The organism is Paenibacillus sp. cl130 (genome assembly GCF_900116035.1).
Classification (GTDB): Bacteria; Bacillota; Bacilli; order Paenibacillales; family Paenibacillaceae; genus Paenibacillus; species Paenibacillus polymyxa_B.
This window is the reverse complement of the sequence record NZ_FOYG01000001.1, coordinates 184,611-211,476: the sequence shown is the minus strand read 5'-3', so window position 1 is coordinate 211,476 and position 26,866 is coordinate 184,611. Positions and strand designations below refer to the sequence as shown.

Below are 26,866 nucleotides of genomic sequence, written 5' to 3'. Positions count from 1 at the left end.
GTCGCACTCTATGTGAGTGCGTGGATTGGAATTTCTGTTCCTTGAAAAGCGAGATTGATAGAGTTGTGTCGCACTTTATATGAATGCATATATTGAAATCGTCCAAAACAAGAGATAACCAGAGCAGAATCTGCGGTCGGTCATACTCTGTATTAGAGTGTGGATTAATATATATAAAGTCCGCTCAGTGAGGTTCAAACAGAAGAAACGGGCAGCATTCAAATAGAATCTTCAGGAAGCTCAAGATAACAGCGAGGGAAACTCGCGTCTTACATTTAAATTCTATCCTGTAGATATTATGAATCCTCAGAGGAAAGACTCTGGGGATTTTTAATTTTTGTAGAGGACGAATAAAAGAGCGGTACATGCTCCTTCTCTATGAATAGTACCGCGCTGCTACAAGTTTTTTTATGTTAGTCAATTTATCTGTTAATTTGATTTTTTTAGGAGGTATTTGTCATTGGAAGTCGAAATAAGGTAAAAGTAAATAAGTCTTTATTCCTTTTTTGTTATTTTGTTAGTAAATAAGACTTGGTTCAGGAGGCACTTTAAATGAAATATATAGCTCACATTCGTCAGAAAGACGGACGTATTCAGACAGTGAGAGATCATCTACAGGAAGTGAAAGAGAGTTGTGAGCATTATGGAGGGAAAATTGGTGTCGGTCATTTGGCTGGACTGGCGGGTTGGTTACATGATTTGGGGAAAAATACAAACGAATTCAAAACGTATATTCAAGGAGCTGTGGCTAATCCGGATGCACCTTCACGCAGAGGTTCTGTAGATCATTCAACAGCTGGTGGTAAATTACTCTTTGACCGTTATCATCATTCCTCTTCCATTCATGACAAGGTTGCCGCAGAATGGATCGGAAATTGTATCATTTCACATCACCAAGGGTTACGGGACTTTATTGATCCCGAACTGAATTCTCCTTTTTTTAAACGCGTTTCCAAAGACTTGGAAGAGTTTGAGCAAACAGTATCTGAATTTTTTGAAAATGTTCCACAACATGAGCTGGATCAATATTTTTCTGAAGCTAAGAAGGAACTAGAACATTATTTAGGCCTTATTAAACAGCATAAACTTCCTTCTATTGCTGCTTCACTTCTTATGAAGTACATATTTAGTTGCCTTATTGATGCGGACCGAACCAATACCCGGCAGTTTGAAGAGGGTGAAGAACCGGAGCAGCCTCTGGATAGTCATTCGTTTTTTAAAAGAAGCTATGATGCTTTGACAAACATGCTAGAGACACTTGAGAACGATAGTGACTCGGAAGAGCCAATTAATCGCTTAAGACGTGAGATGTCCCGGCAATGTGAAGCTTTTGCACTACGACCATCTGGTATATACACGCTATCCATTCCTACAGGCGGGGGCAAAACACTGGCGAGCTTGAGGTATGCGCTTAAACATGCGATGACCTTTAACAAAGATCGAATCATTTACATTGTCCCTTACACAACAATCATTGAGCAAAATGCTGCAGAAATCAGGGGTATCTTGCAGGAAGACGACATGATTTTGGAGCATCACTCTAACGTAATTGAGGGAGAAGATGAGCTTGAGAACGAAGATTATGACGTGCATCAGAAAAAAATAAAGTTAGCAAGAGATACTTGGGATCGTCCGATTGTTTTCACTACTATGGTTCAGTTTCTGAATACCTTCTATGCGAAAGGTACGCGTAATGTACGAAGATTGCATCAGTTGTCGAATTCAGTCATTATTTTTGACGAAGTTCAGTCGGTACCTGTGAAATGTATTTCTTTATTCAACGCGGCACTAAATTTTTTGCACATTATGGGTGATTCCAGTTTGTTGCTTTGTACAGCGACGCAACCTGCCCTTGATTTTGTAAAGCACAAGCTTCATTTTTCCGATCAGGCCGAAATTATCGAAAATATGGATGAAGTGGGCAAAAGCTTCAAACGGGTAGAAGTGGTGAATCGTACAACAACTCTGGGGTGGAGAGCCGAGGAACTGGCCGACTTTGTTCAAGAACAAATGGAAGAAGTTAATAGTTTGCTTGTGATTCTGAATACAAAAATGGCTGTACGCAAGCTATTTGACCAATTAACCCAACGTGAGGGATTGGGAGAAGGTGGCGCAAGATTATTTCATCTGAGCACGAATATGTGTGCGGCCCATCGTAAAGATGTGTTGTCCGAACTAAAACAGGCCCTTGAGGCAAATGAGCGTGTCATCTGTGTTAGTACGCAGCTTATTGAAGCAGGAGTCAATATCAGCTTTGAATGCGTTGTTCGCTCACTATCTGGGCTGGACTCTATTGCGCAGGCAGCAGGTAGATGTAACCGACATGGCAAGGATAAGCTACGGTATGTGTATATCATTAAATCGGCTGACGAGAATCTTTCAAGGTTGCCTGAAATTCAGATTGGCAGGGAACAGACAGAGCGTATATTAAATGAGTTTGAGCAGAACCCGCAACGATTCGACTATGATTTATTATCTGCATCAGCAATGAAAGCCTATTTTGAATATTACTATCACAATATTAAAGAAGAAATGGATTATCCCGTTTCCAAGCTGGAAAAAAATTTGTTCGAATTGTTGAGTGCAAACAAGGACTATTATGGAGCTTATAAGAAAAAGTGGGGTAAAAATCCCGAGATTCTAAGCCGCCCATCTATAGCGACTGCGGAGCAATATTTTGAGGTTATCAGTAACAAGGCTACATCAGTATTGGTACCTTATAATGACGAAGCAAAAGAGTTAATCTTAGCGTTTAATGGTGAACTGGGCAGTTGGGAACTGGGTGGGCTACTGCGGAAACTGCAACCCTATGTCGTTAATATCTATGACTATGAGCTAAAAAAGCTGGAGAAAAACGGTGATCTATATCCTTTATTGCATGGTCATGTTCTGGCATTGAGGGAAACGGCTTATTCTGGGCAATTTGGAGTTGGGTCAGAGGGTGAAGGGGAATGGTCGATGGCTATGATCTAAAAGAGAAAACCCGCCAAAGGCGGGCACTCAAATAATCCTATATAATTTTCAATCCACGCTTCTCAGCGACACATTGAGTGTAGCACAGGATGAGAAACACAATCAATCTGCAAAGTGATGGTTGTATTTATTTGGAATATAGTATATGCTGAAAAAGTGAATTCTATAAAAATAAATAATCCTTTATAAGAAGGGGGGATAAAAATGCGGAATCAAATTGAGTTTGAGGTGTCCGGAAGATACGCTCTTTTCACAGACCCATTAACCAAGCTTGGAGGAGAAAAATTTTCATATCAGGTTCCTAGTTATGAAAGCTTAAAGGGGATTGCGGAAAGCATCTACTGGAAGCCCACCCTGATCTGGTATATAGACGAGGTTCGAGTTATGAATGTTATCCAGACCGAGTCAAAGGGAATTCGCCCTATTGAATATAGCGGGGGAAATACCTTGGCTTACTATACTTATCTCAAAGACGTTCGTTATCAGGTTCGTGCGTATTTTGAATTCAATCTTCATCGTGAAGACCTCATTTATGACCGCAACGAACATAAGCACCATAATATTGCTAAACGGGCGGTCAAGGCCGGAGGACGCAGAGATATTTTTCTGGGCACGCGTGAATGCCAAGGCTACGTTGAACCCTGCGTTTTCGGCGAAGGAGCGGGGGACTACGATGAGGTTCCTGAAATTGATTTTGGCACAATGGTGCATGGGATCAGCTATCCAGATGAAACCGGTCGAAAAGAACGGGAAACCCGGCTTTGGAGGGCCAAAATGCAATATGGTGTAATCCGCTTTATTCGTCCGGAGGAGTGCACACTGGTGCGTAAGACAGGTGAGGGGGCAGTGAAAACGTTCAGTTCTGCCAACATGCAAGATGTGGACAGTCTGTACGAAGAAATGTTCGTGGATGGGGGAAGTGAATGAGCTGGCTGGCGAATTTATATAAAACGTATGAAAAACATACGCGTGATGTCGGACAATTTGAGAAAAAGAAAAATAACCGTGAATACGCGTTGATCCCCGTATCCCATACGACACAGAGCGCTCACATAGAGGTCAATCTGGACGGGGAGGGTAACTATCTTTCAGCAAAAGTTATCGACAAAAACGAGGGGAGCACTATTATTCCATGTACGGAGGCCTCAGCTAGTCGGACAAGCGCTCCAGTTCCGTATCCACTTTTTGACAAGCTTGTCTATGTGGCAGGCGACTTTGTACAATATTGTGGCGAAGTAAAAGGAACGCCACACACAGATTATATGAAGCAATTGCGTTCCTGGTGCGAATCTCCCTATGGGCACTCGAAGGTAAAGTGCGTTCATGAATATCTGGCCAAAGGAACTCTCATAACAGATCTGATCCGGGACAAAGTTCTCTGGATTGACAGTCAGGGCAAATTGATTGAAAAATGGACGGCAGCACTAGAAGCGGAGCGTGGGGAAAAGCCTGATATTTTCAAAGTAATTGTCTCCGATCAAAGTGCGGCTTTTATTCGCTTCGCGGTTCAGGTGCCAGGGGAGGTAGAGTCCAGATTATGGCGTGACCCATCTGTTCAGCAATCTTTTATCCAATTTTATGAGATGAGCTTAGTGGAAAAAGACTTATGTTATGTGTCGGGTGAACTGTTGCCTTATGCAGACAAGCATACTTCGCGCATCCGCAACTCCGCTGACAAATCCAAGCTGATTTCAGCGAATGATTCTGACGGCTTCACCTATCGGGGACGATTTCGTAGCAGCCGCGATGCGGCGATGGTCAGCTACGAAGTATCTCAGAAGGCTCACAATGCCTTAAAGTGGCTGATCGAACGTCAAGGGATTACTGTGGACGGTAGAGTTTTCCTTGTGTGGGGAATAGAAAGTCTGGACATGCCTGATCCGCTCGGTGATACGTTCAGCCTGTATCAAGATGAGGATGAAGAGCCGACAGGAGGAGACAGTACTCATAAGGAATTTGCTAATCAAGTGCGTCGCGCCATTGGCGGTTATCGTTATGATGGCGATTATGCCTCCAATGTCATCATTATGGTATTGGATGCGGCAACACCGGGGCGGCTGGCAATGGTATATTACCGTGATCTGAACAAGGAGATGTTTCTGGATCGGTTACAAGCTTGGCACGAAACCTGTTACTGGCAACATCGGTATCGGAAAAGTGCAGATAACAAGAACATTACCTTTATTGGAGCACCTGCAACGAGAGATATTGCCTTTGCAGCCTACGGTCCACGAGCGAATGATAAGATTGTCAAAGGTTTAATTGAACGGATGCTTCCATGCATTATTGACGGACGAAAAATTCCGCTTGATATTGTACGCTGTGCGGTTAATCGTGCCTCTAATCCAGTGGGCTTGGATGAATGGGAGTGGGAGAAGACGTTGAGTATCACCTGCGCATTGGTAAACAAAACATTTGAGAGGGAGGGCTTTGAAGTGGCTTTAAATACCGAAAATAAAGACCGCAGCTATTTGTTCGGCAGGATGTTGGCGATTGCGGATGTACTGGAAAGACGGGCACTGGGTCGGGAAGAAAAACGGGCTACAAATGCGGTTCGTTATATGAATGCTTTTGCACAGCGGCCTAGTCGAACCTGGATGATTATCCAGTCGAATATTCAACCGTATCAGGCAAGAATGGGAACCGATGCGGGATATTACAATCGCCTGCTGGATGAGGTAGGTGCACAGCTAGAAGCTGAGAATTTTACGGACAAACCGTTAAGCGGTCTGTACCTGCTCGGATTTTACAGCCAGCGTAACGATTTGTACACGAGCAAGAAAGATAAGGAAATAGGAACTGATACCGAACAAGACCAGGAAAATAATGAACAGGGAGAGATCGTATAAATGAGTGTACTTGACCATAAAATTGATTTTGCCGTTGTACTGTCAGTTCGTAATGCTAACCCGAACGGTGATCCGTTGAATGGCAATCGTCCGCGCCAAAATTATGACGGTTACGGTGAAATTTCCGATGTATGTATCAAACGCAAAATCCGTAATCGTCTACAAGATACGGGGGAATCCATTCTTGTACAATCCGATGAGAGACGTGTGGATGCTTACCGCAGCATTAAAGAACGTGTAGACGCTAATGAGGAAGTACAGGAATTTGGTAAGGGCAAAAAGCAAAACAATGAGCTTTACGCCCAAGCAGCCTGCAAATCCTGGATCGATGTACGAAGTTTTGGGCAAGTATTTGCTTTTACCAAAGAGGATATATCCCTGGGCATTCGTGGACCTGTGTCTATACATACGGCGGTAAGCCTTGCTCCTATTGATATTTCCAGTATGCAAATTACCAAGAGCGTCAACGCAGTAACCCCGAAGGACCCTAATAAGAAAAGCTCTGATACGATGGGGATGAAGCACAGGGTTGATTTTGGCGTCTATGTTTTTTATGGAAGTATAAATACACAATTGGCGGAAAAAACCGGATTTACCTATGAGGATGCAGAGAAAATTCGGGAAGCTTTAAGAACACTGTTCGAAAATGATACCTCTTCCGCACGTCCTGATGGGAGTATGGAAGTTCATCATCTGTACTGGTGGGAGCATAATTCCAAATTAGGGAAATATTCTTCGGCTAAAGTCCATCGTTCACTACAAATTCAGCTAAATAAAGATGTGAGCGAAGCGAGGTCTTTTGAGGATTACGTATGCACGGTTCAACCGCTCGAAGGCTTAGAGGTCCAAGAGTATGCAGGTCTATAACGAAGAAGATTATTTGCTGCTGTCCGGTTTACAGCATTTTAATTTTTGTAGAAGACAGTGGGCGCTTATTCACATTGAGCAGCAATGGGAAGAAAACGTGCGGACGATTGAGGGCAATCATTTGCACAGGAAAGCCGATCAGCCCATGATTCGTGAAAAAAGAGGGGATAAGCTCATCGTACGCGCGTTACCTATACATTCCAGAGAGCTTGGAATTACGGGAATCTGCGACGTGGTAGAGTTCATATGTGATCCCCTTGGTGTTCCGCTTGCAGGAGAGGAAGGTACCTACCTTCCTTTTCCTGTTGAATACAAGCGTGGCAAACCAAAACGAAATGACTCGGATCATGCACAATTGGTCGCACAAGTGATGTGTCTTGAAGAAATGCTCGTGTGTGAGATTTCAAAAGGCTACTTTTATTACGATGAGATCAAACACCGTGTAGAGGTCATCATCACGGCGGCTGACCGAGAGCGTGTGCGTAGAAGCTTGCAGGAAATGCGGCATTATTTTGAGCGAAATCATACACCTAAAGCCAAAGCGGGACCACACTGCCTGAGCTGCTCACTACATAACATATGTGTTCCCGAAATATTGAATAAAAAATCAGTTTCAAGCTTTATTGAAAGCAGGATAGCTGAATGAAAAAACTACTAAACACATTATTTGTGACCATGCCAGATACGTACTTGTCACTAGATGGGGAAAATATCGTGATCAAACAAGAAGAGTCCATTCTTGCACGGTATCCTTTGCACAATTTGGAGGCGGTTTGCACTTTTGGCTATTCAGGGGCCAGTCCAGGCCTCATGGGAGCTTGTGCAACACGCAATATAGACCTAACCTTTATGACACGAAGCGGACGCTTCTTGGCGAGAGTTACCGGGGAAAGCCGGGGAAATGTGGTACTGAGAAAAGAACAGTACCGGATTTCCGATGATGATAGAAGAAGTGCTCTTGTAGCCAGAAATATGATTATAGGCAAAATATATAACCATAAATGGATTTTGGAACGGGCAACGAGGGATTATCCACTTCGTATTGATACGGAACGCATGAAGAAGGTGACCGCTTCTTTGACAAAGATCATGAAGCAAGTCCGAGAAGTGGAGGAACTGGACATTTTACGCGGTTTGGAGGGGACGGCGGCAGTTCAGTACAATTCCGTGTGGGATGATTTGATCCTGCAGCAAAAAAATGATTTTTATTTCCATGGACGCCATAAGCGCCCGCCGCTAGATAATGTGAATGCCCTATTATCTTTTTCCTATACACTGTTATCCAACGATATGAAATCCGCACTGGAAGCTGTCGGTCTGGATGCTTATGTAGGTTTTCTGCATAGAGATCGTCCAGGGCGAGCCTCATTGGCACTGGATGTGATGGAAGAGCTTCGAGGAGTATATGCCGACCGTTTTGTCCTTACATTGATTAACAAAAAATTGATTCATGGGAAAGGATTTTACAAAAAAGAAAACGGGGCTGTGATGATGGACGATGATACGAGGAAAATCGTATTGAAGGCATGGCAAGAACGAAAACAGGAAAAAATGATTCATCCTTATTTGAATGAGAAAATGTCTTGGGGACTGGTGCCCTATTCACAGGCTTTGCTCTTGGCTAGATATATTCGGGGAGATCTGGACGAGTACCCTCCATTTTTGTGGAAGTAGGTGTGAACACTTGCTCATTTTGATCACGTATGATGTAAGTACAGTAGACAGAGAAGGTAGAAAAAGACTGGCAAAGGTTGCGAAAAAGTGCGTAGATCACGGACAAAGGGTGCAAAATTCTGTGTTTGAATGTATTTTGGACTCGACCCAGTTCCGCAGCTTAAAGTATGAACTCGAAGAATTAATAGACCCAAAAGAAGACAGCTTGCGCTTCTACAACTTAGGAGATAACTACAAGAAGAAAGTAGAACATATAGGGGCAAAGGAAGCTTATGATATGGAAAGCCCACTGATTTTGTAAGGTGCGAATGTGAAGCTCACATAAAAACCCCGGATCCTTCGCACCGCGAAATTTGTCGAAAAGCAATTAAATCAGTTACCTTCAGTAAAAGTCAATGGTTGACTCAAGCCTTTTTGGCATCAGTTTTTGCGACAATGTGTGGAATTGATATCATTAGGGTATGAATTCCTGCATTTTCGCTGTCGCACTCTGTATGGAGTGCGTGGATTGAAATCGTCTTACGCGAATATAGATGCGCGGATACGTGGCAAGTCGCACTCTGTATGGAGTGCGTGGATTGAAATCCATACATCCGATGGATCAAAGCCCATCCCATCCGTGTCGCACTCTGTATGGAGTGCGTGGATTGAAATATCAAGGAAGAACTCAATGGGATCGCCTATCTCGGTCGCACTCTGTATGGAGTGCGTGGATTGAAATATATTACGCCATTAATGGTTAGATTTATGGCTGCTGTCGCACTCTGTATGGAGTGCGTGGATTGAAATCGCTTTAGATAGCTTGCTTTTATTCCCGTTAGCGCGCAGTCGCACTCTGTATGGAGTGCGTGGATTGAAATCCAGCAGTTCGTCCGTCTTGACTCCAAGCGCATCGTCGCACTCTGTATGGAGTGCGTGGATTGAAATCGTTTTTCCGGGTTTTCCGCTTTTCCGGGGGATGGTCGCACTCTGTATGGAGTGCGTGGATTGAAATCCAGTCCTGTTCCCAAGTCTCTGGGTGGATATAACGTCGCACTCTGTATGGAGTGCGTGGATTGAAATCAGCGTAGCTTTGCGCTGAACTGGTTGGCGTTCCAGTCGCACTCTGTATGGAGTGCGTGGATTGAAATCCGTTCCCGCTTTAGCGTCAACGAACACTACAGGGTCGCACTCTGTATGGAGTGCGTGGATTGAAATTGCCAGTATTACTTATGGTAAAGTTTTTAATTTTCGTCGCACTCTGTATGGAGTGCGTGGATTGAAATTGTACGTGTTAAAGCTTTGCAAAATGGTAGGCAGTCGCACTCTGTATGGAGTGCGTGGATTGAAATATCCATCATTTGTTTGGACGAGGCTCATACTGATTTAGTCGCACTCTGTATGGAGTGCGTGGATTGAAATTAGTATTGCATTGATACCGATAAAATGGGCCATTTGAGGTCGCACTCTGTATGGAGTGCGTGGATTGAAATTTTACGAAAACAGCATCATTCGTTTCTTCCAGCAGCGTCGCACTCTGTATGGAGTGCGTGGATTGAAATAATGATAACCGAGGCGCAAGAGGCTGGCGTAATAACGTCGCACTCTGTATGGAGTGCGTGGATTGAAATTCGCATGGGTCACACTCGGCGGGCTGTGAAGCTCCCGTCGCACTCTGTATGGAGTGCGTGGATTGAAATCCCATTGCTGTGAGCACGGCGACGTCCCGATTTCGGTCGCACTCTGTATGGAGTGCGTGGATTGAAATACATCTGCCAGCGCGACAGAGTAATGACCTTTCAAGGGTCGCACTCTGTATGGAGTGCGTGGATTGAAATAGCACGCTTAGAAAGTATTTAACTTCGGCAAGCGCGTGTCGCACTCTGTATGGAGTGCGTGGATTGAAATACTCATAGCGGCACCTCATAGTCGCCAAACCATCGTCGCACTCTGTATGGAGTGCGTGGATTGAAATAATTGATCTACGCTCTATGCGTTTTTTGCGCTCAGCGTCGCACTCTGTATGGAGTGCGTGGATTGAAATAGTTTGTTGTGGTGCTGCTGTTACTTATTGGACTTGGAGTCGCACTCTGTATGGAGTGCGTGGATTGAAATGATTTCCCTGTATGGCATCGCGTGATACTCGACACAATGTCGCACTCTGTATGGAGTGCGTGGATTGAAATAATATCGGTACTGGGGATATCGTCACTTTAATTGACGTCGCACTCTGTATGGAGTGCGCGGATTGAAATTTGCTAGGACTTGAAGAATTAACAGTAGAAGCTAAAGTCGCACTCTATATGGGTGCATGTTGGAGACGTAGTATATTTCATAAGGAGGTTTTGTATTGGCTCCGGCGCATTATCGCTACTTTTTGGAGTAAGGAAGAAGACAATGACGCTTTTGAGGCAGGTGTTCAATCTCTTCTAATGAAAATCTCAGAACAATACAAACTAACGTATGGCGAAAAAACACAGCTGCTTGCTTCAATGATACTAGAGTATTCGAAATACGTAATAAGATGGGAACGTCACAGTACAATGGATGAAGAAGGAATGTGGGAGTAATTGAGACAAATGCGGCACTGGAGTTGAACGAACTGGACTTGATAGAGGAGAGGAGGAGAGAATGAAAACTTCTGTATGGCTACATAATTATACTCAATTCACAGCCCTAGGACCTATTAGCACCGAAAACAGTACCATTTTGCGTGGCTCTAAGGGGGGAAGAGCAGCCACCTTAGAGCCAGTACATCCCGCCAAGGAATTTAGTAGCAGGACGGCGTGTTTTTATTGAGTGAGTTAATTTGTCCGAAAAGGCACATATAAGTTATTACCTGCCAGTCATTATTTATATTTTTCTAATACACTTTTCTTCAGCTCATTATACTGATTATTAGTAGCTTGTAATGTTTTTTCTTCTGCATCAGTCCCAGACAAATCATGCTTTCCTTGTTCTAAAGCATTAATCCAATATCCACCAAGCGGCTCACTCCATACTAAAAATAAGATGTATTCCTTCCCTTCTTGCATTGGTGTGTAATCTTCATAATTCATTCTAATACTGCCCTGTTTGTCTTGGATCACATAGGTAGGCTCGAATGCTACAAGCTCAGAACCGATTTCCTTTTTTATGGAATCTTTATATACTTTAGTTACTTTGACCTTAGTTTCTGTTCTACCTGAAGGCCCCCAATCAAAATTTTCAATGACATTTTTGCTTTCTCCGGTTGCAATGACTTTAACTACAGCATCAGATTGAGCTTCCGCATCATCTGCATTTGTGAAAATTGCATGGTTGGCTTCAATTTCACCTGTACGTAATATAGATGAAGGGTCTTTCATAGCAATTAGATTAGCATTATGTTGGGCTTGCTTACTTATTGCCGCACTATTTGAATATGAATAGGAGAAAATCCCCATCCCAAGTGCTAGAGAAGCAGCGACCGTCAATACCAGTTTTTTCCTCATGTTTAATTCCCCCATTTCTTAACCACATGTGAAGTATCTGTTGATGTAGGTGATGAGAGAGCATATCTACCTGATTTCATCCAATGTTCTCCTGCATGAGCAGGAGCATTTTGAAAGTGGTTTAAGCCAAGTACATGACCAAGTTCGTGACCAGCATTCATAAATCTTTCTGATTGTGACCAGCCGCTTGTCCAGCCTGCATCTAATACAACTCTAGCCACATCATAATTTGACCCATTTGTTATGGCTCCAGCGTCAACTTGCTGTCCGTTAGAAAGAAAGTAAGAGGTTGATCCGTAAGTACCTCCAGGAAGTGAGTAATTCCCGGCATAAACTTTTAATTTTGCACTTGAGGAACTTCCAGAACTCCATCCAATTCTAGATGATGTTGCATCCCACTTACTTCTCGCATTGTCTACAGCACCAGTTTGGCCGTATGTTGAAAGAGATGAATCGTACCAATAGGAGATATTACTTGCCCCACCTGATATAGAACCAATTTTAATATGCGCGGCTCCAGTGTCAGCGCTTACTGTTGCTGCCATTAAAGATAAAACAAATGTCATTGAAGTGATAATCAATTTCGTTTTCCATTTCACTTTTCTCAATGTTTGTTCCTCCTATGGAATTTTTTATAAATCAACGATCAACTATATAGACGTTGTTATTCAGTAAAAAGTTTCCATATTATAATATTTTTTGTCATTTTTTATTTCAGTAGCCTTGATAAGAGGAGGAGAATGAAAGCCTCTGTATGGCTACATAATTAGAATGGCAAAAGTAAAGCTGATCCCTTCTTGGATCAGCTTTACTTTTAACTCAATTCACACCCTACGACCCATCTGCAAGGAAAACAGTACCATTTCACATAAGGGATTCTATGGTTTTAGCGTTCTTCCCTTAAAGAGAATATACGACAGCTCATGTTTGATAATTTTATTATTCTCAATTGTTTTCACATAATCTATGTCATATTCGCGAGTTACAATTTCATCCTTATCTATATTGGGTCTTTTACGATTTCTATTTTCCCCGGCCGTGCTATCGTCAGAAAAAATAAAAGTGGTATTTAAATCTTCAATGCCCTCACTAATCTTTTTCCCTGTCATATTCTTAGCTGTAATGGCCAGATGAATTTTTTCTCCCATGGCCAATTTGTACGATAATAACTGAAATGCATTTTCATTATCAACATGTTCTCTAAAATGATCCAAATCTTCTACATTCTCCATCATAGGTGTCTTCATTAATTCTTTCCCTGATAGGGAATACAGTTTATTTTGCTGATCCCATTCCTGGTGTATGTCTAAGTGCTTAGTAAGTACCCCTAAAGGGACAAACATCGCATTTTTATAAAGCACAGGGACGGTATCCATCACGGACGTGCTCGAGTCGGTAACAATCTCAGTGGAGTTCATTTTAAACTCAACCTTGTGTGTTCCAAACTTAATTGTGGCCGTATTAGAAGTTGGGTTAAACGTAGTCTGTCCCCCCAACAAATCATTAATGGATCTCAAAGGCACCATATAGCGATTATTCTGATCAATATAAGGTGCTTTAGGAGCTGTGAACAAGACATAGTAATTGTTAATCTTCAAAAATGGAGAGCTTGGAGCTATACTCTGAGCTGACATTTTTCCTGTATAGGGTTGAGAAAAGCAAAAAAACAATGCACCTATAAGCATAATTCTGAACAACATCTTTCCCACAAAATTTCCTCCTTAAAAGAGAGGGGTGAAGCAGCCCCTCTCATAAAAATTCAGTCTAAAAATATACTGTCTGTTTCCTCTCCTCCATGCACGTAATCCACTTCAACTTTACTCCGTGGCATAGAACAATAATCATAGGTTTGACTGTTACGCCAAGGGATATTATCTTCTGAATTTGAACCGATATAGGATGTGGCCCAACGAACTCTTCTAATGTAAGATCCATCATTATAGTCTTGTCGATCTTGTATCTGCCCTATACTTGTCGTTCTTTTGATAAGGTTACCGTTGCCAGTAGCAGTCCAACCTGGGGCCGGCTCGACATAGCTCCTACTTATCTTTTCACCGTCTGCATAACCTGTTACAGTCAAGGCAATGTTACCGTCAGAAGGAACATGAAATTTCATTTGTACTTCCTGATCGGGTTCAAAACGTGGCTTAAAAGTATAAGGGTTCTTCACACCTTCAATAAGCATAAAAGTAGCCCAGTCATTATATTTTGTACTATGCTGCAAACCAACATCAACCGCCATATTGGTGTTACTCCAACCACCCATATAGATAAATCCTGTGCTTCCATTATAACCACTATTATTATCACGAATCTCTCTAGCACTTGGTAAATGAACCCGTGTACTAGCCCATGCAAACCCTATATGTGACCATACCGAACGATACGGCCCGTTTCTCAGGTCTCGACATTCAGGAAAGCTCGCGGAGTTAGTGCTAAAATCCATTGGTGTTAATGAGTGATTTCCCATACACGCTGGTTTAGGCTGTAATACGGGTAAAGTATATAACTGCCCCGTTGAATCTTTATACCTATTATTTTTATACGTAGTATCAGTTACGGATGTGAGGGATGAATTCGAATTCTTATACGTAACCTGACTCACTGGTTCCAGGGGGATAACTTCCTGCGTTAAACTTTCCTTGTTTACCAGCACTTATGATGTACATTCAATCTCGTATGATGATGATATAAACAGGGACTATTGAGGTATTTATATGAAAACTGGATTATATTATCATCCAGGCAGAATTAAATCTGACCAATGTCCTGTCATCATGAACGCATGGCATCACAGAGAAGTGAAGGAGCTGGTGATTTTACGCTGTTTGGAGGGGAGGGAGGCGGTTCAGTACAATTCCGTTTGGGATGAACTGATTTTGTAGTGAAAAATTGATTTTTACTTCCATGGACGCCATAAGTGCCTGCCGTTAGATCATGTGAATGCTTTGTTATCTTTTGCCTATACACTGCTGCCCAACGATATGAAATCAGCACTGGAAGCCGTCGGCTTGGATGCTAATGTAGGTTATCCGGGATGAGCCTCCTTGACACTGGATATGATGAAAGAGTTTCGAGGCGTATGCCGGCTGTTTTGTCCTGTTTTTGATTAACAAGAAAATGATTAGATAAAGGATTTTACAAAAAAAGAAAATGGGCTGTCATGATGAAACGATGATATAAGGAAAATCGTAATGAAGGCATGGTACAATGAAACAGGATAGGATTATGTATCTCTATTTGAATGTATTTTGGATTTGACCCAATTTAGACGTTTAAAGTATGAACTAGAAGAATTAATAGACGAAAGAGAACTTAGCCTGCATTTCTACAATTTGGGTGATAGCTATAAAAAGAAGAAGAGCATATAGGGGCTAAGGAAGCTTCCAATATGGAAAGCTCACTGATTTTATAAGGTGCGAATGTGAAGCTCACATGAAAACCCCGGGTCCTTCGCACCTCGGAATTTGTCGAAAAGTATAGAAAATGCTATCAGTGAGAAAAAGTCAATGGTTAATTTAAGCCTTTTAGACATTGCTTTTTTCGAAAATGCATGGAAATGATATCATTAGATAATCAATTACTGCATTTTCGCTTCGCACTCTATATGAGTGCGTGGATTGAAATATCAAACTCTGGACATTCTAAGGCGTCTTTAAGCGCGTCGCACTCTATATGAGTGCGTGGATTGAAATATGCGTGGTTACGTACACCTCTACCAAAACCGCGAGTCGCACTCTATATGAGTGCGTGGATTGAAATTACCAATGTAATTACGGCGCAAACTACATATGTCGGTCGCACTCTATATGAGTGCGTGGATTGAAATTAATACAGTCACAATACAATCCCCCAATGTCCCAGGTCGCACTCTATATGAGTGCGTGGATTGAAATGTTACCATCGTTGGAATCATTTTGTTTACCCTCCAAGTCGCACTCTATATGAGTGCGTGGATTGAAATTCTTCATCTCGTCGACTGTAATACGTCGGGATGCGTCGCACTCTATATGAGTGCGTGGATTGAAATTCGTAATCCATTTGATTGCGTTGCATACCCTCATACGTCGCACTCTATATGAGTGCGTGGATTGAAATTCTTTCTAACCTGACAGTACACGTTCATGACCAAAGTCGCACTCTATATGAGTGCGTGGATTGAAATCTTATGGGACAAGACAACAGGAAAATGGAGGTTGGTCGCACTCTATATGAGTGCGTGGATTGAAATTCCCAACTAAAGAAATGCCGTTAACATGTCGATAGTCGCACTCTATATGAGTGCGTGGATTGAAATCTCGTTTGAATGCTGATGGTGTTCCAATGTGCAAAGTCGCACTCTATATGAGTGCGTGGATTGAAATCTATTTGGCGCTAGATAACGTTAAGAGGTTTACGTCGCACTCTATATGAGTGCGTGGATTGAAATGAATTCAATGTGCAGGATAAAACCGATTGGATGAAGTCGCACTCTATATGAGTGCGTGGATTGAAATAAGATGAATGGAGGACGTCCTCAAGAAAGAAATAGGCGCACTCCATGTGACAATTGACGATGCGGCAGGATTCACGGTCAGTCGTTACGGCATATGGTTTTGTTTGACTGGTATGCTTTTCATAGTTCTCAGGGCTTCAGCCGCAGAAGGAAGAAAATAAAATCGAAGTGAAACGATGCTTGGTGATATGTATAATGCTCGCAATGGGCGCGATGAGAGGCAATGATGCGGGGGAATGAGGCAAGGATATGAGGCCGTACAGGGGATAAAATGCGGAAGAACCACCGAAGGATGAAAAATCCAGTGCGGTGGTTCTTTTTTTTTACTCGTCTTGTATGCCATCATTATAGGGGGAGGGGATGAAGGATGTTCCAGGATTTCAAGCTCGTAAGTGACCGGCCGGTCTCGATACAAGTAAAAGAATACGTCAATCGTTTAATTATAAAAGGGGCGCTTCAGGCGGATCAGAAGCTACCTTCCACACGAGAAATGAGCGTTCTGCTTAAGGTGAGCCGTAATACAGTCATTGCAGCCTATGAAGGCTTGGAGGATGACGGATTTACGTATGCGATTCCCGGAAAGGGTAGTTATGTGGCCGCCATGGTGGGCCAGTCGGCCGTAGATAACGGAGGATCTGACGGTTCTGCCACCTGGGAGATCGACTGGAAGGCAAGAATGAACGAGTATGCTGTATCGGCTGTTGATCTGGATATGATGAAGCAGGGCATCCGTGCCCAAAAGGGAACTATCTCGTTCACAAGCATCGCTCCGGATGAGCAACTGTTTGATCTGGGGGATGTAAGGCGAGCTTTTATGGATCGGATGGCAATCGAAGGGCAGGTGCTGCTCAACTACGGCTATGCCAAGGGCTACAAGCCGCTGATTGATTATCTGATGCATTATATGGAGAACAAAGGCGTCGATATAATTGGCAAGGATATGCTGATTACAGGCGGGTTTACAGAAGGCTTTGACATTGTGCTGTCGGCTTTACGCCCTTCTGCACGCCGTGGAGCGGCAATTTGTGAAAATCCGACCCATCACACAGCGATCAAAAATTTGAAGTTGCAAGGATTTGAGATTACCGGCATTCCGATGGAGTGTGACGGTATTGATGTAGAGCGGCTAGAGGAGGTACTGCAGAACAATAGCTTCGATTTGGCCTATTTGACTCCTTCCTATCATAATCCGACAGGCATCGTCATGTCGCCGGCAAAGCGCAGCGCTGTTATGAAATTAATGGCACGCCATCAGATTCCGGTGATCGAGGATGGATTCAATGAGGAGCTGCGTTACTCGGGAGCGCATATTGCGCCCTTAATAGCGACAGCAGGCCAAGGGAACGGAGTAATCTATATTGGCAGCTTCTCCAAGGTGCTGTTCCCTGGCTTGCGTGTAGGCTGGGTGCTTGGAGACCGAGCACTGATTGACACTCTGGAAAGCATTAAGCGTGCGCGCACCATTCATACCTCAACAATCGATCAATCGATTTTATACCAATATATGCTTAACGGAAATTTCGATAAACATGTAAAAAAAGCACGTACAGAGTATAAGCGCAAATATGAGCTGACAAAGGCATGCTGTGAAGCACATCTTCCTGAGGCGCAGGTGTCTGGTGACGGGGGCTTGCATTTGTTCCTTACCTTCCCGGCAGGCGTAAATACACGCCAGCTGCTAGAAGCTTGCAACGAACAGGGCGTCATTTTTACACCGGGAGACAAGTTTTTTATTCAAGAAGGCGAAGGGACGAATACATTGCGGCTTGGGTTTTCACGAGTAACGGATGAAAATATCGAACGGGGTATTCAAATAATCGGCAAACAGACACGTAACTTTCTTAAAGCATAATGGTTAGAAAAGAGCTACAGAGACGGAATATTGTTCTGGAGAAGCACCAGCGATCAAAAGAACAATCCGTAACCACATAAAGATTTTGAAGAAAAATGAGGTGTCATGATGAAAATTGGTGTTATTATGGGCGGTATTTCCTCTGAGCGTGAGATTTCTCTGCAGACAGGTCAAGAGATGATCAATCATTTGGATCACAGCCGTTATGAAGTGGTTCCAATGGTGATCGAGCAGCGAGCGGATTTAATCGCGCAGGTCCAGCAGACAGGCATCGATATCGCGCTGTTGGCACTGCATGGTCAGTATGGCGAGGACGGCACGGTGCAGGGAGCGCTGGAGACGCTGGGCATTCCCTACACAGGCAGCGGTGTCCTGGCAAGCAGCTTATGCATGAATAAGCAGTTGTCCAAGATGCTGTTGAAGGCAGCGGGTGTGCATACGCCTTCAGGCCTTTACTGGCAGGGGATGGACGATTATGATCCGCAGGTGGTGGAGCGTTTGGGCTACCCGGTTATTGTGAAGCCGAATACGGGGGGATCCAGCATCGGCATCCAGCTTGTACAAAATGAGAAGGAACTGCTGTCGGCTGTTCAGGGGGCTTGCAGCTTGGATCAAGCGATCTTGATTGAGTCCTATTATGAAGGGACGGAGATTACCTGCTCCATCGTAGATGGCGAGGTATTGCCGATTATTAGCATTAGCTCCGCTCGTTCGAAGTGGTTCGACTACAAAGCAAAATACGAGGTCGGCGGCGCTGAGGAGAAGGTGGTCGAGCTTCCCCACGTTATTGAGCAGCGTGTGCGCGAGGCGGCACTGGCCAGCTACCGGCTGCTGCAATGTAAGGTCTATGCAAGGGTCGATATGATTTTGTGTCAGGATAGACCTTACGTGCTGGAAGTGAACACATTACCGGGAATGACCGCCAACAGCCTGCTTCCGAAGAGTGCGGCAGCTGCGGGTATAACCTTTACACAGCTACTCGACCATATTATTGCCAGCTCGCTCCATGAGCGGAAACAGGAATGGGGGATGGCGTAATATGTTTAGTGAAAAGGGGACAGGGCGGTTTGTATCCTCGCGTGTACGGGATATTCGGCCATCGGGAATTCGCGCTTTTTTTGATCTGAATGCAGCAGGCGGAGGTACAATCGCCCTTGGGGTCGGAGAGCCTGATTTTGTTACACCGGAAAAGGTACGTGAAGCTTGCATTCAGGCATTGCGTGAAGGGCAGACGAAATATACTTCGAATGCCGGCTTGATGGAGCTGCGGGAGGAGATCTCTGCTTATTTTTCCGGCAGCTTCGCGCTTTCCTATGATCCTGAGCACGAATTGATTGTGACGGTGGGGAGCAGTGAAGCCGTCGACCTGGCGCTGCGAGCAGTGATCGATCCAGGTGACGAGGTGCTAATTCCGGCACCAAGCTATATTGCCTATGAACCCATTACCCATCTGCATGGCGGTAAAATTGTAGAGGTGGCGGCTACGGCAGAGGAGCAATTCAAGCTGACCCCGCAAGCGCTGCAAGCGGCAATTACACCTCATTCAAAGGTTTTAATGATCAATTATCCCTGTAATCCGACTGGAACAGTTATGACGGAGCAGGATTGGCTGCCGATGACAGAGCTCATTATCAAACATAATCTGGTCGTCATTTCGGATGAAGTGTATGCCGAACTGACTTACGGGAGAAAGCATGTCAGTATCGCCTCTTTGCCGGGCATGAAGGAGCGTACGATTGTCATCAGTGGTTTTTCCAAAGCATTTGCGATGACAGGCTGGCGGGTAGGCTATGCGTGCGGTCCGCATGAGCTGATTGCCAGCATGCTGAAAATCCACCAGTACACAGCCATGTGTGCGCCCACCATTGCACAGATTGCCGCGCTGGAATCATTGCGCCATGGCTTGGCTGCCAAGGATGAGATGATGGCGAGCTACAATGAACGTCGCAAGCTATTTGTGGCCGGCTTGAATGCAATCGGGCTTGCTTGTCATGAGCCTGAGGGGGCTTTCTATGCCTTCCCTTCAATTACTTCTACTGGCATGTCATCTGAGCAGTTTGCACTTCGTATGCTGAAGGAAGCGAAGGTGGCGGTCGTACCGGGACATGTATTCGGATCAGGCGGAGAGGGCTTTATTCGCTGCTCATATGCAGCCTCGCTCGTCGATTTGGAGAAGGCGCTGGAACGGATGGGAAGGTTTATGCAGGTAATGCAGCCGGTATGATGAACAGGGTTAATAACTCAACTTTTGCCGAACGTCTTCATAAAATATTTTACAAATACCTTTATGATTTTCGAAAACATAAAGGTATTTTTCTGATCAATGTAGTCGATATTTCCGGATGTATTTACCCAAAGCCAGAACGTTCAGCTTTGGTGTTAACTGGTGGGACCCTGCTTTTAAATGAGCTATCGATGAATTAAATATATTCGAATGTGCGCTTACTCCTTCACAGGTGGCAGAACTGGCAGAGGTGAAATAAGTCCAGGCAGGTATTTGTTGCTAAGCCAAAAAGCGAGTCTGTCCAGGTGCGAATGTGAAGCTCACATGAATTCTCCGAGAGATTCGCACCTCAGATTTTGTCGAATTACATCGAATGTGAACAAGTTTTAAACGATCGCAAGAGGATAAGGTAATATTAGATGCGTTTTTGCCAAAATAACGCTAGAATGTTACTTAAATAGGGGGCATTTGACCCATTTTCGCTGTCGCACTCTATATGAGTGCGTGGATTGAAATATCTTGTTAATCAGCCAAAACGACAACATTGCGGTCGCACTCTATATGAGTGCGTGGATTGAAATTTGTTTGGTTTTTTGTCCCTGGCATATGCCGGGGAAGTCGCACTCTATATGAGTGCGTGGATTGAAATTCTCGTATTCCTCGCGAGTATACTCAATTGCTCTACCGTCGCACTCTATATGAGTGCGTGGATTGAAATACTGGCTTCCACGTTACGACCAGGAAACCATCCCCGTCGCACTCTATATGAGTGCGTGGATTGAAATGTCTGTATGGCTATCCTGACAGCTTGCACTAACTGTCGCACTCTATATGAGTGCGTGGATTGAAATAAATTTTGGGTTGACAAGAAACTGGTTTTCGTTAAGTCGCACTCTATATGAGTGCGTGGATTGAAATTCTTTGGTTCCTTGTACGGTGTCCCGTACCTGGGCGTCGCACTCTATATGAGTGCGTGGATTGAAATCCAGCAGTTCGTCCGTCTTGACTCCAAGCGCATCGGGTCGCACTCTATATGAGTGCGTGGATTGAAATACTGTGAGCGCCATAGACACCAGCGGAAATGAATCCAAGTCGCACTCTATATGAGTGCGTGGATTGAAATTTGCTTGGTATTAACTGCGGATTGCGAGTGTCTGAGTCGCACTCTATATGAGTGCGTGGATTGAAATATTACATTCGTGAAAATTTCCGGTGAAAATATCTAGTCGCACTCTATATGAGTGCGTGGATTGAAATTGTTTACTATCATTGAATGGATGTTGACACATGGTCGCACTCTATATGAGTGCGTGGATTGAAATGATACCATCGGCAGATGATTGAGTGGATATTTTAAGTCGCACTCTATATGAGTGCGTGGATCATGACGGAGCAGCCGCCACTTGGTCGTACGAGTGGAGAGCGCCTCTTTATCCGAAATCATGAAGGGGTCCGTGAAGTGAGGAGCTGGAGATTTTACGTGGTTTGGAGGGAGACGGCGTTGGTTCAGTACAATTCCGTGTGGGATGATCTGATCTTACAGCAAAAAGATGATTTTTATTTCCATGGACGCCATAAGCGCCCGTCGTTAGATAACGTGAATGCCCTATTATCTTTTGCCTATACACTGTTGTCCAACGATATGAAATCCGCACTGGAAGCTGTCGGTCTGGATGCTTATGTAGGTTTTCTGCATAGAGATCGTCCAGGGCGAGCCTAATTGGCACTGGATGTGATGAAAGAGCTTAGAGGAGTAAATACCGACCGTTTTGTTCTTACATTATTAACAAAAAATGATTCATGGCAAAGGATTTTACAAAAAAGAAAACGAGGCTGTCATGATGGACGATGATACGAGGAAAATCGTATTGAAGGCATGGCAAGAACGGAAACAGGAAAAAATGATTCATCCTTATTTGAATGAGAAAATGTCTTGGGGGCTTGTGTCCTATTCACAGGCTTTGCTCTTGGCTAGATATATTCGGGGAGATCTGGACGAGTACCCTCCATTTTTGTGGAAGTAGGTTGATCTTGTTAATACTAATTACGTATGATGTAAGTACATTAGATAGAGAAGGCAGAAAAAGACTGGAAAAGGTTGTGAAAAGGTGCGTAGATCACGGACAAAGGGTGTAAAATTCCGTGTTTGAGTGCATTTTGGATTCGACCCAGTTCCGCCGTTTAAAATATGAATTAGAAGAATTGATAGACAAAAAAGAAGACAGCCTGCGTTTCTACAACTTTGGAGATAGCTATAAAAAGAAAGTAGAGCATATAGGGGCTAAGGAAGCTTACGATATGGAAAGCCCACTGATTTTATAAGGTGCGAATGTGAAGCTCACATAAAAACCCCGGGTCCTTCGCACCTCGAAATTTGTCGAAAAGTATTAAATTTGCTATTTATCCGTAAAGTCAATAGTTGATCCAAGCTTATTTGACATCAGTTTTTGCGACAATGTGTAGAATTGATATCATTAGGGTATCAATTACTGCATTTTCGCTGTCGCACTCCATGTGAGTGCGTGGATTGAAATGGGACGTGAGCAGTCTGGTCATGTTATTTTCCTGGATCACGTCGCACTCCATGTGAGTGCGTGGATTGAAATTACTGTAAAACGCAATATGAAGTGATTCAAGTCGCACTCCATGTGAGTGCGTGGATTGAAATAAGTATGCGTGGGAACAAGAAGCATGGGCTGATGATGTCGCACTCCATGTGAGTGCGTGGATTGAAATCACTACTGTAGGCTGGGAAGATGTCCAAGGAGCTGTCGCACTCCATGTGAGTGCGTGGATTGAAATAATTTTGTGTTGTGCGAACATTATAAATCTAAGTCGCACTCCATGTGAGTGCGTGGATTGAAATCGTTCATTCGGTACACTACATTAGCCCGAATCCTCGTCGCACTCCATGTGAGTGCGTGGATTGAAATTTAACATTCCTTTCCTTATGCCTGGTGCTGGTGTGGTCGCACTCCATGTGAGTGCGTGGATTGAAATTGTGACGGAAATTTAGAAAACAAGTTACACAGCAAGTCGCACTCCATGTGAGTGCGTGGATTGAAATGTTATTTATGATTCTGGCGGCAAAGAGCTTTATAAAGTCGCACTCCATGTGAGTGCGTGGATTGAAATTTTCAGACAGAAACGGGCAGGACATTGAATCGCGCTGTCGCACTCCATGTGAGTGCGTGGATTGAAATTTTGACGGACAGCGTGTAACTCTTACACCTGCTTCGTCGCACTCCATGTGAGTGCGTGGATTGAAATTAACTTCAGCCACGGCTACGTAAAACTTGTTAGGCGTCGCACTCCATGTGAGTGCGTGGATTGAAATAACGTCTTTTGCTTTTAATGCAGTAATATCAGTAGGTCGCACTCCATGTGAGTGCGTGGATTGAAATTGGTCCACGTAAGTGACGTTGTTTACTGCTGCGCTGAGGTCGCACTCCATGTGAGTGCGTGGATTGAAATTGATCGACCAGCTTGCGCACAAATCCGAATACCAAGTCGCACTCCATGTGAGTGCGTGGATTGAAATTGGTTACGCTGGTCAAACAGCTACAGACAAAATTGGTCGCACTCCATGTGAGTGCGTGGATTGAAATCTGACAGATGGAGGTTATATTTCACCGGGTCTATGTCGCACTCCATGTGAGTGCGTGGATTGAAATCACAAATATCATCTGTCCACCGGGAAGCAATACCGTCGCACTCCATGTGAGTGCGTGGATTGAAATATCCACGTGGGAATCTTGTGCGAGTATTCCCGTAAGCGTCGCACTCCATGTGAGTGCGTGGATTGAAATAGTTTCCAAACAAAGTCCTGCAGGTGTTGGTAGCGTCGCACTCCATGTGAGTGCGTGGATTGAAATCTAAGGGAGACGGAACTTTCGTCAAGATCGCCAAGCGTCGCACTCCATGTGAGTGCGTGGATTGAAATCAATTCGCCTAAGTCAAGATTGGATGTGATATTCGTGTCGCACTCCATGTGAGTGCGTGGATTGAAATTTTTGTGGTGCTAAGAAAGTATTCTGGAGGATTGCAGTCGCACTCCATGTGAGTGCGTGGATTGAAATATCAAAACTTTTTCTTTCGTTCCATCCACGAAAGTTAGTCGCACTCCATGTGAGTGCGTGGATTGAAATTTTCGGCAGCGGTAAAGCTCCGATAATTGTTTTGCGTCGCACTCCATGTGAGTGCGTGGATGGTATGAAAAAGAAGGCTTGTTTCGTGGCCTGCCCAGCAGTGAATAGGTGCAAATTTCTTCTTAACGGATTTCTTATTCGACAAATTCCCCCTTACTTTTATGCAACAATTAACTAACATTTACAATGGTTGAAGTATAAATTAAGGTGGGAGTTGCTGCTTATGAGAATTTCCATGAGTAAGTTTTTAAAGCGCTATGCAGCTATTTTGTTGGGCTACGCAATATGTATAGGGTTATTTTACGCTTTGGGATATAAGATGAGCGCAATGGGAATCTATGCAATTTTGACAGGAATTGTGACTGGAGAAATAATCAACTTCGTAATATCAAAGCGAGAGAAATGAACCTAGGTATCCCCTGATTGCATCAACATCAGGGGATTTTTCATGTAATTAAAAGGTCCAACAGAGTTTCTGCATGGGACCTCTATATCATTACTGGTGAGAATCCACATGGGGAAATGAATTAGTCATGTCAACTCTGTGAAACCTTTTACTTGGATCAACCCAATCATTTCAGGATGCCACTCGTCCAACATGTCCCAATATGTGTAAGTTATGCTGAATTTTCGCTATAAACATTAGTTGCATAATATATTGACAGATGGTTAATTATGGAGAAGAATAGAGGGTGATTTTTAAAATAATGGAATTTTTATGTGAAGGGTGGTTATGACTTGAAGCATACACCTACGATTTCAGCGGAGTTTGAGGATTATCTAAAACAAAATGATATGACATTGAGTCAATTTGCCGAATATTCAGGGGTTCATCAAAGAACGCTTAGTAATTGGATTAGTCAGCATCGTCCTGTTTCCGTACAGCAGCTAGACCGAATTACTGCGGCTATGGATTTGCCAGAAGGCTATTTTTATGACCTATACATAGAAAATTACATCATTGACCTTTCCCCGAATTTTAGGCGAATCGAGCCATTATTGTATCGTTGTGCGGAGCTGGACAAGCTGGATGCAATCCGTCGAATGGTTGGACATATCATGGATAATCCGCTGTATGCGTCCAGGCTATTTGATGTTGCAGAAGCATTATTTGAACAGGGACGACATGCTGCTGCGCTGCCTCTCTATGAGAATGTCGCAGAAGTGGAGAAATATCAGCATTCTGAACGCTTGGCCACCTGCCAATATCGTATATTCTCAATTCAAGTTGGAGACGACCAAAGCCGTAATCTCAAGGCAGCAACGCTATTTGAACCCTTCGTGGAACGTCTGGATGAAATAGACCAGCTTGATGCGCTTAAAGATTTGGCGAATGTGTATCGTTCTTTACGCTTATGGGACAGGCTTGATGTGATAGCTCGCAAAATGAGAGATAAAGCGAAAATCCAATATACATTAGAGCATCAGCAGAAAAAACGAAATCCTGCACTTGAAAAGAAGCTAAGTCGTCCTTTGTTTGTGTATATCACCTATGCTGATTTATTGTGTGCAAGTGTCTGTGAAGCCCAAGGTAATTACCAACAAGCTCTACAATATACATATGCCTACGTTAATTTAGATTGGGTCAAAGAGACGGACGAGGATACTCTGCATTGGATTAAACTATTTCAAAATTGGGCGCTATGTAATACTTACGTTAATAAGTTATTATCCGGAGATATAAGTGTGCTTCCAGATTATGTTGAATACATTAGTGTATCTTCAAATACCACTAAAGAAATGGTTACTCAATTATTGAATATTATGATGGCGGCTAACCGATTTCATGTTGATGTGGATGAAATACTTAAGCAGTTCGAAACGGAGATAGATTCGATCACCCAACAGCAACCATCTGCTGATATGTACACTCATCAAGTGGTTCCAGAACAATCAACGCGTTTTAAATATGAACTGGCTAAATACTACTTAAATAAAGGTAATTACTCATATGGATTTAAATACTTACTAGACGTTTTATCTAAATCATTAGTCATTAACAAAGAAGCCTTTTTCATTAGCTGTATAAGATTATTTGAGCAGTTCAAGCAATTTGCAGACTTTACATTGTGTACAAAGTATGAAAGTTTAGTTAGAGAAGGGCGAAAAGAAAGATTATTTTATTATTAGTAGTAATTAATCATTTCTCAGTGTTGATTCCAAGCTGAATAAAAATGTATATGGAAAACGAAGAAGGCAGAATGTTGCTGTGCAAGTAAAGCGATCGCTTTTGCCACGGATTTTAACCCTCATCTGACTTTATTCAGGAAATACAGGGGTGGTGACGATGGGAAGCAGCATCCGACTGCGTAGTGAAACAATAGTTGAATTT

At 43.5% G+C, this 26,866-nt stretch carries 19 protein-coding genes, 2 pseudogenes and 4 CRISPR repeat arrays; of the genes and pseudogenes, 17 read left to right on the top strand and 4 right to left on the bottom strand.

Going from position 1 to position 26,866, the window contains the following annotated elements; all coding sequences use genetic code 11:
* Positions 1-552 precede the first annotated feature (552 nt).
* The 7 genes from BM358_RS00930 to cas2 (BM358_RS00900) all read left to right on the top strand — a co-directional run bounded on the left by BM358_RS00930 (position 553) and on the right by cas2 (BM358_RS00900) (position 8,664).
* Entirely contained in the window at positions 553-2,973 is a 2,421-nt protein-coding gene (locus BM358_RS00930; RefSeq protein ID WP_028542685.1) for a CRISPR-associated helicase/endonuclease Cas3, read from the top strand.
* A gap of 204 nt (positions 2,974-3,177) precedes the next feature.
* Positions 3,178-3,900: a type I-C CRISPR-associated protein Cas5c gene (gene cas5c, locus BM358_RS00925; RefSeq protein WP_028542684.1), complete on the top strand. Its 723-nt coding sequence runs from the start codon at positions 3,178-3,180 to the stop codon at positions 3,898-3,900.
* Positions 3,897-5,822: a type I-C CRISPR-associated protein Cas8c/Csd1 gene (gene cas8c / locus BM358_RS00920; protein WP_028542683.1), complete on the top strand. Its 1,926-nt coding sequence runs from the start codon at positions 3,897-3,899 to the stop codon at positions 5,820-5,822. The genes cas5c and cas8c overlap by 4 nt, the downstream gene beginning before the upstream one ends.
* On the top strand, positions 5,823-6,689 hold the full coding sequence (cas7c, locus tag BM358_RS00915; protein WP_028542682.1) for a type I-C CRISPR-associated protein Cas7/Csd2: 867 nt from the start codon (positions 5,823-5,825) through the stop codon (positions 6,687-6,689).
* Complete coding sequence (gene cas4, locus BM358_RS00910; RefSeq protein WP_023988275.1) at positions 6,676-7,335, top strand: CRISPR-associated protein Cas4; 660 nt, start codon at positions 6,676-6,678, stop codon at positions 7,333-7,335. Before cas7c ends, cas4 begins: the two co-directional genes overlap by 14 nt.
* Positions 7,332-8,363: a type I-C CRISPR-associated endonuclease Cas1c gene (cas1c, locus tag BM358_RS00905; RefSeq protein WP_028542681.1), complete on the top strand. Its 1,032-nt coding sequence runs from the start codon at positions 7,332-7,334 to the stop codon at positions 8,361-8,363. Before cas4 ends, cas1c begins: the two co-directional genes overlap by 4 nt.
* Before the next feature lie 10 nt (positions 8,364-8,373).
* Entirely contained in the window at positions 8,374-8,664 is a 291-nt protein-coding gene (gene cas2, locus BM358_RS00900; RefSeq protein WP_023988276.1) for a CRISPR-associated endonuclease Cas2, read from the top strand.
* Between the two features lie 181 nt (positions 8,665-8,845).
* A CRISPR array of direct repeats spans positions 8,846-10,666; the repeat unit is 33 nt; unit sequence GTCGCACTCTGTATGGAGTGCGTGGATTGAAAT.
* Between the two features lie 525 nt (positions 10,667-11,191).
* Here the strand turns inward: cas2 (BM358_RS00900) and BM358_RS00895 are convergent.
* The 4 genes from BM358_RS00895 to BM358_RS26685 all read right to left on the bottom strand — a co-directional run bounded on the left by BM358_RS00895 (position 11,192) and on the right by BM358_RS26685 (position 14,081).
* The gene (locus BM358_RS00895; RefSeq protein ID WP_028542679.1) at positions 11,192-11,815 is read right to left on the bottom strand and encodes a hypothetical protein; all 624 of its coding nucleotides are present in this window, start codon (positions 11,813-11,815) and stop codon (positions 11,192-11,194) included.
* Between the two features lie 2 nt (positions 11,816-11,817).
* Complete coding sequence (locus BM358_RS00890; protein ID WP_028542678.1) at positions 11,818-12,423, bottom strand: hypothetical protein; 606 nt, start codon at positions 12,421-12,423, stop codon at positions 11,818-11,820.
* 270 nt (positions 12,424-12,693) lie between these two features.
* Positions 12,694-13,515: a copper amine oxidase N-terminal domain-containing protein gene (locus BM358_RS00885; protein WP_231517283.1), complete on the bottom strand. Its 822-nt coding sequence runs from the start codon at positions 13,513-13,515 to the stop codon at positions 12,694-12,696.
* 59 nt (positions 13,516-13,574) lie between these two features.
* Positions 13,575-14,081, bottom strand: a complete 507-nt coding sequence (locus BM358_RS26685) for a hypothetical protein (RefSeq protein ID WP_231517256.1) — start codon at positions 14,079-14,081, stop codon at positions 13,575-13,577.
* Between the two features lie 451 nt (positions 14,082-14,532).
* Between BM358_RS26685 and BM358_RS27090 the strand changes: the two genes are divergently transcribed.
* The 10 genes and pseudogenes from BM358_RS27090 to BM358_RS00830 all read left to right on the top strand — a co-directional run bounded on the left by BM358_RS27090 (position 14,533) and on the right by BM358_RS00830 (position 26,664).
* On the top strand, positions 14,533-14,700 hold the full coding sequence (locus BM358_RS27090; RefSeq protein WP_256703525.1) for a hypothetical protein: 168 nt from the start codon (positions 14,533-14,535) through the stop codon (positions 14,698-14,700).
* Positions 14,701-14,754: 54 nt separating this feature from the next.
* The gene (locus tag BM358_RS27085; RefSeq protein ID WP_256703524.1) at positions 14,755-14,856 is read left to right on the top strand and encodes a CRISPR-associated endonuclease Cas1; all 102 of its coding nucleotides are present in this window, start codon (positions 14,755-14,757) and stop codon (positions 14,854-14,856) included.
* A gap of 210 nt (positions 14,857-15,066) precedes the next feature.
* The gene (locus tag BM358_RS00870) at positions 15,067-15,186 is read left to right on the top strand and encodes a CRISPR-associated endonuclease Cas2 (RefSeq protein ID WP_305954439.1); all 120 of its coding nucleotides are present in this window, start codon (positions 15,067-15,069) and stop codon (positions 15,184-15,186) included.
* Positions 15,187-15,410: 224 nt separating this feature from the next.
* Positions 15,411-16,311: direct repeats of the CRISPR family, unit length 32 nt; unit sequence GTCGCACTCTATATGAGTGCGTGGATTGAAAT.
* A gap of 366 nt (positions 16,312-16,677) precedes the next feature.
* Positions 16,678-18,162 carry an aminotransferase-like domain-containing protein gene (locus BM358_RS00865; RefSeq protein WP_028542673.1) on the top strand — a complete coding sequence of 495 codons (1,485 nt, stop codon included), beginning with the start codon at positions 16,678-16,680 and terminating at the stop codon, positions 18,160-18,162.
* 108 nt (positions 18,163-18,270) lie between these two features.
* Positions 18,271-19,200 (top strand): D-alanine--D-alanine ligase, encoded by a 930-nt coding sequence (locus tag BM358_RS00860; protein WP_028542672.1) that lies wholly within the window; start codon positions 18,271-18,273, stop codon positions 19,198-19,200.
* Position 19,201: 1 nt separating this feature from the next.
* Positions 19,202-20,386, top strand: a complete 1,185-nt coding sequence (locus BM358_RS00855; protein ID WP_028542671.1) for an aminotransferase class I/II-fold pyridoxal phosphate-dependent enzyme — start codon at positions 19,202-19,204, stop codon at positions 20,384-20,386.
* 484 nt (positions 20,387-20,870) lie between these two features.
* A CRISPR array of direct repeats spans positions 20,871-21,775; the repeat unit is 32 nt; unit sequence GTCGCACTCTATATGAGTGCGTGGATTGAAAT.
* A gap of 72 nt (positions 21,776-21,847) precedes the next feature.
* Positions 21,848-22,410 (top strand): annotated as a pseudogene (cas1, locus tag BM358_RS00845) (CRISPR-associated endonuclease Cas1); the annotation flags it as partial.
* Between the two features lie 7 nt (positions 22,411-22,417).
* Positions 22,418-22,708, top strand: a pseudogene (gene cas2, locus BM358_RS00840) (CRISPR-associated endonuclease Cas2).
* Positions 22,709-22,888: 180 nt separating this feature from the next.
* Positions 22,889-24,601: a CRISPR direct-repeat array (repeat unit 32 nt; unit sequence GTCGCACTCCATGTGAGTGCGTGGATTGAAAT).
* 156 nt (positions 24,602-24,757) lie between these two features.
* Positions 24,758-24,940 (top strand): hypothetical protein, encoded by a 183-nt coding sequence (locus tag BM358_RS00835; RefSeq protein WP_034095018.1) that lies wholly within the window; start codon positions 24,758-24,760, stop codon positions 24,938-24,940.
* Between the two features lie 332 nt (positions 24,941-25,272).
* Complete coding sequence (locus tag BM358_RS00830; protein WP_049828480.1) at positions 25,273-26,664, top strand: helix-turn-helix domain-containing protein; 1,392 nt, start codon at positions 25,273-25,275, stop codon at positions 26,662-26,664.
* Positions 26,665-26,866: the final 202 nt, after the last annotated feature.

Bases quoted from the DNA above. Each gene is read 5' to 3' on its own strand.
- BM358_RS00930 (WP_028542685.1), top strand. From the start codon at position 553: ATGAAATATATAGCTCACATTCGTCAGAAAGACGGACGTATTCAGACA.
- cas5c (WP_028542684.1), top strand. From the start codon at position 3,178: ATGCGGAATCAAATTGAGTTTGAGGTGTCCGGAAGATACGCTCTTTTC.
- cas8c (WP_028542683.1), top strand. From the start codon at position 3,897: ATGAGCTGGCTGGCGAATTTATATAAAACGTATGAAAAACATACGCGT.
- cas7c (WP_028542682.1), top strand. From the start codon at position 5,823: ATGAGTGTACTTGACCATAAAATTGATTTTGCCGTTGTACTGTCAGTT.
- cas4 (WP_023988275.1), top strand. From the start codon at position 6,676: ATGCAGGTCTATAACGAAGAAGATTATTTGCTGCTGTCCGGTTTACAG.
- cas1c (WP_028542681.1), top strand. From the start codon at position 7,332: ATGAAAAAACTACTAAACACATTATTTGTGACCATGCCAGATACGTAC.
- BM358_RS00895 (WP_028542679.1), bottom strand. From the start codon at position 11,815: ATGAGGAAAAAACTGGTATTGACGGTCGCTGCTTCTCTAGCACTTGGG.
- BM358_RS00885 (WP_231517283.1), bottom strand. From the start codon at position 13,515: ATGTTGTTCAGAATTATGCTTATAGGTGCATTGTTTTTTTGCTTTTCT.
- BM358_RS26685 (WP_231517256.1), bottom strand. From the start codon at position 14,081: ATGGGTGGTTGGAGTAACACCAATATGGCGGTTGATGTTGGTTTGCAG.
- BM358_RS27090 (WP_256703525.1), top strand. From the start codon at position 14,533: ATGAAAACTGGATTATATTATCATCCAGGCAGAATTAAATCTGACCAA.
- BM358_RS00865 (WP_028542673.1), top strand. From the start codon at position 16,678: ATGTTCCAGGATTTCAAGCTCGTAAGTGACCGGCCGGTCTCGATACAA.
- BM358_RS00860 (WP_028542672.1), top strand. From the start codon at position 18,271: ATGAAAATTGGTGTTATTATGGGCGGTATTTCCTCTGAGCGTGAGATT.
- BM358_RS00855 (WP_028542671.1), top strand. From the start codon at position 19,202: ATGTTTAGTGAAAAGGGGACAGGGCGGTTTGTATCCTCGCGTGTACGG.
- BM358_RS00835 (WP_034095018.1), top strand. From the start codon at position 24,758: ATGAGAATTTCCATGAGTAAGTTTTTAAAGCGCTATGCAGCTATTTTG.